Genomic DNA, 13,200 nt, shown 5'->3' with positions numbered 1-13,200 from the left:
TTTGAAATAAACTGTTTTAACTGAAAGTCAATATAAATTGACCGGATATTTCCATCTATAATATGATTTGAATTCTAGAAAGAATGATATCTCTATCAGGGTATATGAAATAGCAGAAAAGCAATAATATTATTATAATTGAACTGGACTCAAAAATAATCCTTTATAATCCCTGAATTGTGTAAAAAATCAAATGTTTTCGAAATAATCATTGTAATATCTTAGTAATATTGAAATAAATTCCTTAATTTAGGTTTTGATAAATAGGAAATTTCTGAAAATCATTCAGGAATATAGTATAAGGTGGTTGCTGATCCCCAAGTAATTTATAGGTTCTATTTTTAATATTCTAATCTTTTAGAGATATGAAACGAGTATTACAATGTGTGTTTGCAAATTTAAACTTTTGGGTTGGTGTAAGATGGGGCGTTACAGCTTTTATACTTTTTTGGAATGTGTTAGCTGGAATAAGTCAAACATCAATAGAAGGCACAGTTAAAGATGAGGAAGGAGATCCTTTAATCGGAGCAACGATTTTAGAAAAGGGAACCACAAATGGTACGGTTACCGATCTAGATGGACGATTTGTTTTGGAGGACGTTGACGAAGATGGAACCGTGACGATATCCTATACTGGCATGAAATCAAGTGATTATGTTGTTGCTGAAGTGAATGATTGGAATATTGTTTTGGAAACAGCAGATATTATGTTGGATGAAATTCAAATTGTTGCGGTGGGGTATGGAACATTAGACAAAAAGGAGTTAACTACGGCTGTAACTCATATTGACAGCAAAGATTTTTTACAGACTTCGAGTATAAATCCGATGAATCAAATTCAAGGGAAGGTAGCCGGCGTGAATATTCAAAACACAGCAGCTGCCGATCCAAATGCTGGTCCTAGCATCCAGATTCGTGGTGTGGGGTCACGAAATGCTGGGAATGCACCCTTGGTCATTATAGATGGAATACCTGGAGGCAGTCTTTCAAATATTGACAACAACGATATTGCTTCCATTGATGTTCTAAAAGGAGGTGCGGCATCTGCTATTTATGGAACCAGGGCTTCCAATGGCGTCATTATAGTAACTACAAAAAAGGGGAAAGCCGGACAAGGATTGCAAGTGAATTATAATGGTTATTTGGCTACAGATGTGGTAAAAAATATTCCAGAAGTGTTATCCCCAGAGGAATTTTTGGAAAAGGAAATCGCGCGAGATGAAGGAGCTCGAACGGATTGGGCAGACAAAATTACCCGTGCGACACCATTATGGTATAATCATTCATTGGCATTAAGTAATGCTACGGAGAATACGAGTTATAGAGCTTCGGCACAATACCGTAATGCGGAAGGAATCGATATTGCAACGAACCGGAATGAATTCGGTGCCAGACTCAACGTGCGACATACCGCATTGAATGACCAACTAGAATTTACATTGAATGCGGCGCCCCGGTTTACCAAGGAGGAGTATACAAACTATGGGGCGTTTAGTCAGGCGATACAATTGAACCCTACGTTACCAGTTTTCGAGCCGGATAATCCTGGTCAATACGCTTATTTTGCTGGCTTTGATACCTACAATCCTGTGGAAGAATTACTCAACAATGAGCGTGGGGGTGAGCGCAAATATTTTAGTGGAAGTGCCACTGCACAGTGGAATATAACGAAAAACCTTAATACTTCGGTCATGTATGCTTATCAAAACGATGACCGACTAAACTATTGGTTTTCTCCGTCCAATTCGGCACGGTCTATTTCCAGTAATCGACGGGGCGAGGCGGAAAGAAGATATGATGTATGGAAAGATAAAGTATTTGAATGGACAGGAAATTACTCTTTGTATAAACGCGATTTTACGGTACGGTTATTAGGTGGATATTCATACCAATATAATAACTGGGAATATTTTAGAGCCAAAAACTATGATTTTCCATCAGATGCATTGTCATACAATGATCTGGACCAGGGTAGTTACCTGAAGGAAGGACGTGCAGAGCTGGATTCTGATCAAGATTCGTGGAAACTTATTGCGTTCTTCGGGCGATTTACGGGCAATTACCTCGAAAGATATTATTTTACTGCCAGCCTACGTCGAGAAGGATCTAGTAAGTTTGGAGAGAATAATAAATGGGGATGGTTTCCGGGTTTGTCGGCTGCGTGGCGAATATCGGAAGAATCCTTTATGGATGATCAGGTTTTCTTTGATGAATTAAAAATAAGAGCTGATTATGGAGTGACGGGGAACCAAGGATTTTCACCATATCAAGCCGTAAAATTATATACCGGTGCTGGTCAATACTATATAATGGGCAACTGGGTTAAAGGATTTGGGCCGGGGAACAACTACAATCCAAATTTGGCTTGGGAGGAAGCCGTAAATTATAACGCTGGAATTGACTTTACAATTTTAAATTCGAAAATAAGTGGAAGTATTGATTTGTACAATAGAGAGTCACGTGGATTAGTAGGGAATTATGATGTACCTGTTCCACCCAATATTCATCCTCAGACATTTGTCAATGTAGGAACTATACGTAATACTGGTGCTGAAATATCTTTAGATGTTTTTCCTGTTCATAGCGAAGATTTTGAATATAGTCTTGGTTTGGTGGCAGCTACCAATAATAATAAGTTGGTTTCTTTTTCCAATGATCTCTATGAACAGGGACAGGTGTATTTGAAAAGCTTGCCTAGTCCAGGTAACCCCGGACCTGTTATTTTGATGGAAGAAGGAGGTGATATAGGCTCTTTCTATATGTTCAAGCATGCAGGTTTTGATGAGAATGGAGATTTTCTGATTTACAAAAAAGGAGAGAATGGTGAGTTTACTAATGAGAAAATATCCGCTACAGGAGCTGGAGATGATCAAAAGTATCATGCAGGGTCTGGGATTCCGAAGCTCACCGCCAGCTTGAGCAATAGATTTCGGTATAAAAATTTTGACTTGAATTTATATTTCAGAGGAGCATTTGGACATAAGATCCTTAACTTGAAAAACATGTATTATGGCTTGAAAGCATTCGAAGGAGTGAATCTTCTTCGAAAAGCTTACTTTCCAACAGATCATGGTATACAGACCCACCAGATTAATGATTCAAAAAAAGTAACGGATTACTTTCTACAAAAAGGTGATTTTGTAAAACTGGATGTTGCGACGATTGGATATACTTTTGATCCCATACCTGGTTTAAAAAACTTGCGATTATATCTTTCTGCGCGGGAGCTTCTGACTTTAACAAGGTACGATGGGATCGATCCTGATCAAGTTCCTACAAACGGCCTTGAACCTGGTGTGGAAGAAAAGGACTTTTATCCTGATACTCGGAATTTTACATTTGGTCTTCAACTTACCTTTTAATCAATTGAAAACTAATAGATATGAAACGCATATACATAAATATTTGTCTGATCACTTCTCTGTTTTTTATTAACGGCTGTACTAATTTGGATGAAGAATATTTTAATCAAATTGCTCCCTCTACATTTTACAATTCGCAAAGTGACGTTGCTGCTGCAATCGCCCGAGTATATGAGCATACTTCTTGGGCGCTTCATTCAGATGCAGATTGGTGGAAGGTGTCGGAATTGAGCTCAGACCATTTTGTGTGGACACAAAAAGGCCGACATGGTTATGATCAAGCACGATGGATCCAATTGCACGGCCATTCGTGGACGTATTTACACAATGAAATATTTGGAGTTTGGAGGGCCATGTATCAAGGAATTGGGTATGCTTATAATACATACAATGATTTTGAAAGGGTTGTTAAACCAAAAGCAGAGAGCTTTGGGTTGTCTAAAAGCGATATTGAGAGAGCTCAATCTGAAATGCTTGTTTTGGCAGCGCTCTATCATCTATATCTGATGGATGCTTATGGACCTACAATTCCTCTTTTTACCCCGGAAATCGAAGGTGATGCTCGTCCTCCTTCTTCAGAAGGGACAGAAGTGTTTGATTGGATTGAAAAAACACTCAAAGAAAATTTGCCGAAATTGGGACGTCACCAGGCCGGAACCAAAGATGAACTATATGGCCGTATCGATCAAGCGACTTGTGCCGCGATTTTAGCACGATTATATCTTAATGCTGATGTAACCATTGGGGTACCAAAATATGACCAGGCTGAAGAATACGCTCAACGGATCATCGATGGAGAATATGGTAATTATTCCTTAGATGAATCTTGGCAACTGCAATTTAACTTTGATAACGACCGCTCCAATTCAATTCTATGGGCATTCCCCTGTGAGAAAAATCAACTTAGAAGAGTAACAATTCCTTGTGGAGGTCATTATCAAGCAGCATTTTTTTATAGGTCTGAATATGGAAATGGATGTAATGGCACGCATCTACAACCTTCTCAAACCACAGATGGAGAGTTTTTTGAAGATAAGTATGGTCAGGGTTCACCTTACCAAAAATATTATGACGGAGACGAAAGGAGAGTACCATATTTTTGCAATCAAAAAGGCGAAAGAACGGGAATATTTTCGATCGGAACCCAAAGTGTCCCCGGGCATACTTATAAAGGACGTGCAGCATTTGATAATGCTTCCGAAGAATGGCGTTTTACAAGTGGTCAGGATACGCTTTTTGTGGTCGACCGGGTCGGACGGTTTTCAGAAATAGCGAACAGATGGGCAGATAGCGGTGACCCCAGGTATCAAGAACTAGTGAATTCTCATAACTTTCTTTACTTATTAGAGAATGCTTCTAAAGAGGAATTGGCTAGTGTCCGAAGTGATTTGGCAAATCCAGGTGAAGGTGTAACAAAAGGTGAAGAAAACTCCGGGTTCCGATATCGTAAATACCCCATTTATCCCGATGAATTCGAAGCTGGAGCAGGAAATTGGAATTCTGACTTTGCAGTTATTCGACTCGCTGAGATATATTATACCTTGGCAGAGTGTAAATTACGGAAAGGAGAAGTGGCGGCAGCCGCTGAACTTTTAGATGCAGTCCGTAGGCCTTATTTTACTCAACCGGGAGCTGATGAAGCACAAACGCGCCAAGTACGTTTCGAAAATGGGGAAATCGAGGATGTTCGAGAACCGCCGATAAGCTATCGAACAGCTACAACCGAATCTGGAAATATAAATGAATTTTGGAATGCAGCGAGTTATGTTCAAAATCCAGAATTGCTCGATATGGATGAATTGTTGGATGAATGGGGGCGTGAATTTATTGGGGAAGGCCGGAGAATGGTTGATCTGAAAAGGTTTGGGAAGTATACTAAAGGACGGTGGTGGAATAAGAACAAAGATACAGATGATAAATATGAAGTGCTACCAATTCCACAACGGGTATTGGTAGCTAATGAGAATATTATTCAGAATCCGGGCTATCAGACAATCCAATAAGATAAAAGTCGTCAAATATTATTGATGTACTCATGTAGATTTGATTCGTTAGATTAACTGGGTCTATGCTTAAAAGAAATCAATTTAGATTCTTGTTGCTAATCAACACTATTATGATCCTTTCTTGTAAGAACATGGATCATGGTGTTATCACTGACTCCAGAGATGGCACCAAGTATCACTGGATTAAAATAGGAGACCAAAAGTGGTTTACCGAAAACTTAGCTTATCTCCCCTCCGTAAACAAAGTGTCGGAGCAATCGGATTCCGAACCTATGTATTATGTATATGGGAATATTGAAAGCGATAATCCAGATACCGCACGCCACAATAAGGTTGAGTTGGTATCTGGTGAGGAAATTAATACCTATAATGAATTTGGTGTTCTATACAATTTTGCTGTCATCTCCAATGATGTTGGAGTCTGTCCAACTGGATGGCGAATACCCACGGATGACGATTGGAAGGAGCTGGAGATCCAATTAGGTATGGATAAACATGCGGTTGGCATGCTCGGACATCGGCCAGAAGGAGGACTTGGACATCGCCTTAAAGATTCTGTAGGATGGGCTAATGACGGAAATGGTCTGAATGAGGTACAGCTGGCGATTAAATCGACTGGAGAATGTTTTAGTGGGAGTAATTTTCATTCTGAAGGTTCTACTGCTGTCTTTTGGACAGCGACTAAAGATAATTTTGGTAATGGAATGGTGCGTAAGTTCTCCTGTTGTAAAGAAGGAATCATACGAGAGTGGAAGGATCAACGAGATGGATATTCGATAAGGTGTATCCAGTAATATAATGCATTATGACGTTAAATTGTTCCAATAAACAGGAATTATGTTTTTTAAGCCGGATTTGTTTTAAACTATAAATTGGAATTTAATATTCATAGCTAACCTAATACTATATATGATGATTAAAAACAGAAATATAATTACATTGCTTATAGCAGGTGTTCTACTATTTAGTTGTCCATTGTGGGGTTTTGCGCTTCCGAAAATTACTGTGTCCGGTATCGTCACTGATACCGATGGCGAATCACTCATTGGGGTCAATGTTCAGGTGAAAGGAACCGACAAGGGGACCGCTACGGACATCGATGGATCGTATGAATTAAATGATGTGGCAGAAGATGCAACGCTGGTTTTTTCATACATTGGATATCAAACGCTGGAAGTACTTGTCGATGGGCAATCCACCATTGATGTGTCGCTGACATCCGATGCTGAATTGCTGGAAGAAATTGTGGTTGTGGGGTATGGAAAGCAAAAGAAGGCAAATGTCATTGGATCGGTCACCGCTATCTCTGGAAGTGATATCGAGGCGATTCCAGCTCCGGATTTGACTAATGCGATATCAGGTCGACTTCCCGGATCCGTCGTGATGCAGGGTTCAGGTGAACCAGGACGAAACAGTGCTCGAATATTAGTACGTGGTAGGTCTACCCTGGGAGGTGCCGGACAAACGAGCCCTTTGGTGGTCATTGATGGGATTCCCAATCGAAGTTTAAATGAAATCGACCCCAATGACATCGAAAGTATATCTGTGTTGAAAGACGCTGCTGCTGCTATTTATGGTTCTAGTGCAGCCAACGGTGTAATTCTGGTGACAACAAAATCAGGTACACAAGAAGGCACCCGCCTAAACTATCAACTGTATCAGGGATATCTGACGCCTACGATACTACCAGAACCAGCCGGAGCAGCTCAATATGCCCGCTATATAAGTGATTATCAGAATTATGAAGGTCTTAGCAGGTTGTATTCCGATCGTGATATCGAATTATATGAAAACGGGAATGATCCCTGGGAGCATCCTCGAACCAATTGGATGGATGAATTGGTTCGGGATTGGACCACGACCTCTAAGCATCATTTGTCACTGTCTGGTGGATCAGATAATCTATCCTACTTTATATCGGCAGGCTTCAAAAATGAAGAAGCTTTTTATGCGCAGGAATCAACCAATTACAAGCAATATAATTTAAGGGCAAATGTAGATGTTCCGATCAATAACTGGTTGACTGCATCTGTGAATTATGCCGGTTTTATAACGGATCGAAAGTACCCGACAACAAGCACGTACCAACTTGTAGGTTGGGCATCCTTAGTGGTGCCTACTGAACCAGCCTTTTGGCCAACCGGTGAACCGGGGCCAGACTTCGAGGGTGGAGTTAATCCTGTTGTTAATTCCAGTTTTGTCGCAGGGTATGATGAGCTCAATAATTACAAAAATCAAATTACACTGAAGACTTCGATTCAACCCGAATTTGTACCCGGGCTTGATATAGGTGCTTTTTATACGCTTGATTTGAATAATGCTTATAACAAAACCTTTAAAAAACCATGGACCCTGTATTATGCAGATTGGGAATCAGCCGTCAGAGACGCCGATGGTTTTATCACCCGTATGGATCTGCAGCCCCGGAAACGTGGACTGGACTCCCCGGAACTGACAGATAGATATGGCCGGGACATCAACACCATGGCCCAATTTCATGCAAATTACAGCAAAAGTTTTGATAATCACTCTTTTTCGATGTTTGGAGCATTTGAACAGTTTCAAGTGAAATCCAATGGATTTAATGCTTATAGGAAATTCTTTATCTCTGATTTGGTCCAGACGCTGGGCGCCGGGGGGGGGAAAAGGACAAAGACAATGATGGGTATTTGAATATTTATGCACGTAGTTCCTGGATTGGTCGATTGAATTATAATTTTCAAGGTAAATATCTGGCAGAGTTTATATTCCGACGAGATGGTTCATTGAAGTTTCCTCCCAAAAGCCGATGGGGGAACTTCCCCGGATTGCTGTTGGGATGGCGTGCATCGGAAGAGCCTTTTTGGCAAGCTAATTTAGCGGCGATCAATTATTTCAAGCTTAAATTGAGTTACGGAGAAATGGGGATGGATCCCGGGGCTGCTTTTCAATATATTAATAAATACACACTCGGAACGGGAATGACGATTGGGAGTGACCGAGAGGTGAAAACGAAAATTTCACAAGCCAGTCTGGCAAATCCAAATATCACCTGGGAAAAGCAAAAAACTTACAATATCGGGTTTGAATCAGAATTTTTGGACAATGCATTCTTTTTTAATGCAGATGTATTCTACAACCGTCGATCGGATATCCTTACTTCGAGAAACGCCTCTGTACCGGATTATTCCGGGTTGGCCCTTCCCGATGAAAATATTGCTATCGTAGACAATAAAGGTTTTGAGCTGGAAGGAGGATATAATTCATCGGTGTCGAAAGAGTGGATGATTACAGTATCGGGAAACATTGGATGGAGCAAAAATGAGGTGGTTTTTATGGACGAACCAGAACGTGCGGTTCCCTGGCAACGACGTACCGGTCATGCGTACGGAGCAGACCTCGTGTACAATGCGATCGGGATATTTCGGACGGAGGCTGATGTAGCCGGTTATCCGCACTGGAATGGTGCCAAACCGGGGGATGTCATATTTGAGGATTACAATGGCGATGGTGTGATTAATTCTGAAGATCGAATTCTATTAGATAAAACTGATTTTCCAACTACGTTTTATGGCGTAAAACTGGACCTTAACTATAAAAATTGGGGGCTCTCTATCCTGGTTCAGGGACAGGGAGATTATTATGTATCTTCCATTAGTGGGAATCGCGGGATTGGTCAAAATGTTTATAGCTGGATGGCTACCGATTATTGGACACCTGAAACAACCCAGGCAACCAATGCCCGCCCATTTCACCGGGGAGATCAATATTGGTCATACATTAGTAATAGCAGTACCTATTGGTACGATAATATGGCTTATGCGCGATTGAAAAATGCCGTTTTGCGGTATAAATTTCCCGATACCTGGATGGATCAGGTAGGGATCGCCGGTGCGAGTTTGTTTCTTTCCGGGAATAATTTGTTTTTGATTTATAGCAAACAAAAAAATTACGATCCTGAAATTGCAGATCCGGAATCTTATCCGGCCATGAAGACCTTTGCACTGGGTGCATACATTACCTTTTAATGAATTGAGTAATAATAAAACCAAAAAATATGAGAACCCATATACTATTATTTTCTCTGGCATTCCTTTTCACAATTGGGTTATTCAGTTGCCAGACAGATTTACTAGAGCAGAAGCCGGTGGATTCGTTTAATGAAGAAACTTTATTTGATGATATTAATCTCGTGGAAGCATTTTTGTGGCAATGTTACGATGATATGGGCGGTGGTCGAGAGGAAGTACTTGGCATGCGCGAAGATTTACTGTCTTCATCTACGGACGAACTTTTGAATATCCATCGTGCCGGACAGATTAATTTTTTAAAAGGAACCCTGACTTCTGATGATATGGGGCATTTTGGAAATTGGCGTTTCGGTTTTTTGAATTGGTCTTATATGTACAATAGCATCAAAAATGTAAATACTTTGTTGAGTAACATCGATGAAGTTCCCGTATCGAATAGTGAGGAAGAAAAACTTTTAGCGCAGATAAAAGCAGAAGCTCTTTTTATTCGTGCCTTTAATTATACGAATTTATTACGATCATATGGCGGCGTCGTGCTGGTCGATAAGAAATTTGAATTGGATGATGATCTAACCGCACAAAAAAGAGCAACTTTGAATGAAACTGTCGATTTTATTTTAATGGATCTGGAACAATCGATTTCTGGTTTACCCTTAAAAAATGATACAGAGCAAGGGCGAGCTACGAAGGGTGCCGCTGCTGCTCTAAAATCCAGATTACTGAGTTTTGTGGCTGGTGAATTGACGAATGGAGGGTATGCTCCTTCCAATCCTTTAGTGTCTTTTCAGGAAGGGAATCGGCAGCAGCGCTTGGAAGACGCCAAACAAGCTGCCAAATCAATTATCGATCAGAATTATGGTACCTATGCACTTGCAGGCAGTACAGAGGACCCCCCGGAAAATATGACCGAAGACGAAGTGCAATCCTACGCCCAGGTATATTATGATCTGTTTATGCAAAAGGGAGCCTGGAACGATGAAGTGATTTGGGGTATTCAATATCTCAATAAACAAGGTAATAGAGCCCGTAACAACCTATATTGGGGGCCAAACGGGTACAATAACTGGGGGAATAATGAACCCTTGGAAAGCATGGTTCGGAAATTTGAAATGAAAGATGGACGTCCGTTTGAATGGGATCGATTTGACGAGGGGAATATGGTGTATCGCGAATTTACCAACGCACAGCTATTAGCTGAGCCCGAACGCAATCCCTATGTGGGACGTGAACCGCGGTTTTATGCATACGTATTGTTTGACGGTGCCCCATGGCAGGAACGTGCAGCAACTAATGATAAAATCGAAGCCAGTTATTTTGTGGATGCACCGGGTGCTGATTTGTTGGGGAAAGGACTGAGTGAAAAGAACAATGCCATAGATCAACTCGAGCCTTTGATTACTGGTGGATATGATACAAGGTCAGCTGCAAACCAGGCTTGGAATGGTACCAAAACAGGGTATTATCTGCGGAAAATGCTGGACATTGGCCTGAATGGTGAACAAAACAACAATGAAAACAGCTGGTTAGAATTTCGGTATGCTGAAGTTTTGTTAGACTATGCTGAAGCATGTATTGAACTAGGCGAAGTACAGGAAGGATTGAATGCTGTGAATCAAATACGTAACCGAGCTGGTTTGCCTGACCGGGTCACCAATGATCAAGCTAAGGCCCGGGAATGGTATCGACATGAACGAATGATCGAAATGTTGGCCGAGGGAGATCGTTGGTACATGATTCGCAAATGGATGATCGCTGATGATGCTGTGCAGAATCACCATCCGATGAAAGTGTATCACTTTAATGATGGTGTGTCCATGTATATTCACAATACAGATGTACTAGCTGATGAACGAATTTGGGAGGATCGTCAATATTGGTTGCCCATATCTATTGTAGAATTGAATAAAGCGCCGCAATTGGAGCAGAATCCGGGGTATGAATAAAGATAGGTAACAATGCCTTGTTCCGAGACTTATTTATGTTTTTTGTGCCCAAACATATCATATGCTCCTTTAGAATGACACAGTAGACAACATAGGCGTGAAACTAGTGGTCAATGACGACCTATTCTCTGATCGCACAGCGTTAAACTTGTCTTGAGAAGTATTATGCGCTTAGACCTGATGTTTTAGCCTAGTAAGAGGAATATAATCATGGCACCGGTCAAAAATGCTTCCGGATTGATGCGAGAACGTATAAACTTAAGTGCCTGAGCCCGGTGGTTTTTAGCGGTATAGGGTGAAATGTTCAATTCTATAGCGATCTCTTTCAGGGATTTTCCTTTGTCGTAAAAGAGCTTGTAAACCTCTTGCTGTCGTTGTGGGAGTTCAGCCACGACAGATTGGATGGATTCTTGCAATTCATGACGCTGGATTATAGCGTACTCATTGCTATTTTGCGTAGGCATATGTAGAATGACTTCCTGGAGGTAGGATTCCTCTCTCGTCATTTTCTTAAAATGATCTCGCACCTGGTTGCGGGTAACAGCTAGTATGTAAGCTTCCTGATCTTCCATTGATAGAATTCGATTCCGATTCTTCCATAGCTTAATCAGAACATCCTGTGTCAGGTCCTCTGCCTGTTCCGGGATCTTCACATATTTCAGAAGGAAACCATAAATTCGGTTCCGGTATTGTTGCACTAATTCTTCCATCTTCACATAGTTAACAAGTTCAAAACTTGGGGCTAGGACTTAAGTCAGTGATCTTGTTATCATGCCCAAATGTAGGGATAATTTAAGATTATTAAAAAATTTTTAGGATTTAACTAGTCTCTTTTTGACCCAATGGAGTTTACCTGTATATAGATCGCCAGATAGTAAATACTTTAAGGTTGTGAGATAAAACTTATGGCGTTGAATAAACAAATGGTATGTATAAAAAAGAATTTCAAGAACTGCTAATCAAATATAAAAATGGTACTTCTACGGTTCACGAAGTAGAGGAAATGACGCGGTTATTGGATATTAATCCGGAATTTTATGCTCTAATCGATGCGGACGTTGATCAGGATTGGAAGAATTTCTCTGCTGGATTAAAGGATGGCAAGGATCAAATTCCAAAATCAATTTCTAAAAAACAGATAGTTTCCAGAACCTCAATGTGGAAGGTAGCTGCAGCTATTGCGCTATTAATTGCTGCCGGTACTGTTTGGTGGTTTACTTCCAATTCTGGTCAGGTTCACTATCATACTGATTTTGGAGAACGTCAGATGATTGAGCTTCCGGATGGGAGTCAGGTCACATTGAACGCCAACTCTGAATTAACCTGGAGTACGAACTGGAAAAGAACAGGAATCCGATCGGTAACCCTTGATGGGGAAGCTTTTTTTGAAGTCGCAAAATATAAGGCCCAAAAATTTGAAGTAAATACCGGAGATGTAGTGGTGAAAGTACTGGGTACCTCATTCAATGTGTCAAACCGGAGGGGAGATACTAAGGTATACCTTGAGGAAGGAAAGGTCCAGCTCGCATTGCCTGGTGTGGAGGAACTGGCCATGGTTCCAGGGGATAAAATAGAATATGAATCGATTTCTCAAAAGATCGAGAAAACGGAAATGGAGACATTGAGATCTGCTGCGGCTTGGAAAACAGGGGTGATTAGTTTTCAAGAACAACCTTTGAACAGGATTATACCCGAACTCAGCGATATTTACGGGGTTGAATTGATCTGTGTGGATAGTGCGCTGAATGATAAAGTAATGGATGTCGGCGTACCCTACATGGATTGGGAAGCTACCAAACAGTCACTTGAATTGGCGATGAAAGTGGCTATACAGGAAATAGATGGTAAATATTATATAGAAAGTAAATAGTTAAGGTTT

Annotated in this window: 8 protein-coding genes; 7 read left to right on the top strand and 1 reads right to left on the bottom strand. The window is 40.8% G+C overall.

The window, feature by feature from the left end:
- Positions 1–365 precede the first annotated feature (365 nt).
- The 6 genes from KUV50_RS11585 (at position 366) to KUV50_RS11560 (ending at position 11,321) form a co-directional block, all read left to right on the top strand.
- Positions 366–3,362, top strand: a complete 2,997-nt coding sequence (locus KUV50_RS11585; RefSeq protein ID WP_222580319.1) for a SusC/RagA family TonB-linked outer membrane protein — start codon at positions 366–368, stop codon at positions 3,360–3,362.
- 20 nt (positions 3,363–3,382) lie between these two features.
- Entirely contained in the window at positions 3,383–5,365 is a 1,983-nt protein-coding gene (locus KUV50_RS11580) for a RagB/SusD family nutrient uptake outer membrane protein (RefSeq protein ID WP_222580318.1), read from the top strand.
- 113 nt (positions 5,366–5,478) lie between these two features.
- Positions 5,479–6,162 (top strand): fibrobacter succinogenes major paralogous domain-containing protein, encoded by a 684-nt coding sequence (locus tag KUV50_RS11575; protein WP_222580317.1) that lies wholly within the window; start codon positions 5,479–5,481, stop codon positions 6,160–6,162.
- Positions 6,163–6,277: 115 nt separating this feature from the next.
- Positions 6,278–8,041 (top strand): SusC/RagA family TonB-linked outer membrane protein, encoded by a 1,764-nt coding sequence (locus tag KUV50_RS11570; RefSeq protein WP_222580316.1) that lies wholly within the window; start codon positions 6,278–6,280, stop codon positions 8,039–8,041.
- Complete coding sequence (locus KUV50_RS11565) at positions 8,038–9,375, top strand: SusC/RagA family TonB-linked outer membrane protein (protein WP_222580315.1); 1,338 nt, start codon at positions 8,038–8,040, stop codon at positions 9,373–9,375. Before KUV50_RS11570 ends, KUV50_RS11565 begins: the two co-directional genes overlap by 4 nt.
- A gap of 29 nt (positions 9,376–9,404) precedes the next feature.
- Positions 9,405–11,321: a RagB/SusD family nutrient uptake outer membrane protein gene (locus tag KUV50_RS11560; RefSeq protein WP_222580314.1), complete on the top strand. Its 1,917-nt coding sequence runs from the start codon at positions 9,405–9,407 to the stop codon at positions 11,319–11,321.
- A 185-nt stretch (positions 11,322–11,506) separates the two neighbouring features.
- Here the strand turns inward: KUV50_RS11560 and KUV50_RS11555 are convergent, their stop codons facing one another.
- Complete coding sequence (locus KUV50_RS11555; RefSeq protein ID WP_222580313.1) at positions 11,507–12,031, bottom strand: RNA polymerase sigma factor; 525 nt, start codon at positions 12,029–12,031, stop codon at positions 11,507–11,509.
- Between the two features lie 218 nt (positions 12,032–12,249).
- On the opposite strand from KUV50_RS11555, the gene KUV50_RS11550 reads away from it, so the two are divergent.
- Positions 12,250–13,191 (top strand): FecR family protein, encoded by a 942-nt coding sequence (locus tag KUV50_RS11550; protein ID WP_222580312.1) that lies wholly within the window; start codon positions 12,250–12,252, stop codon positions 13,189–13,191.
- The last annotated feature ends 9 nt before the right edge of the window (positions 13,192–13,200 follow it).

Origin of the sequence: Membranihabitans marinus, assembly GCF_019802045.1 — a bacterium.
GTDB lineage: Bacteria > Bacteroidota > Bacteroidia > Chitinophagales > Saprospiraceae > Membranihabitans > Membranihabitans marinus_A.
This window is presented reverse-complemented; position numbering and strand designations above follow the sequence as displayed.

Bases quoted from the DNA above. Each gene is read 5' to 3' on its own strand.
- KUV50_RS11570 (WP_222580316.1), top strand. From the start codon at position 6,278: ATGATGATTAAAAACAGAAATATAATTACATTGCTTATAGCAGGTGTT.
- KUV50_RS11575 (WP_222580317.1), top strand. From the start codon at position 5,479: ATGATCCTTTCTTGTAAGAACATGGATCATGGTGTTATCACTGACTCC.
- KUV50_RS11555 (WP_222580313.1), bottom strand. From the start codon at position 12,031: ATGGAAGAATTAGTGCAACAATACCGGAACCGAATTTATGGTTTCCTT.
- KUV50_RS11585 (WP_222580319.1), top strand. From the start codon at position 366: ATGAAACGAGTATTACAATGTGTGTTTGCAAATTTAAACTTTTGGGTT.
- KUV50_RS11580 (WP_222580318.1), top strand. From the start codon at position 3,383: ATGAAACGCATATACATAAATATTTGTCTGATCACTTCTCTGTTTTTT.
- KUV50_RS11560 (WP_222580314.1), top strand. From the start codon at position 9,405: ATGAGAACCCATATACTATTATTTTCTCTGGCATTCCTTTTCACAATT.
- KUV50_RS11550 (WP_222580312.1), top strand. From the start codon at position 12,250: ATGTATAAAAAAGAATTTCAAGAACTGCTAATCAAATATAAAAATGGT.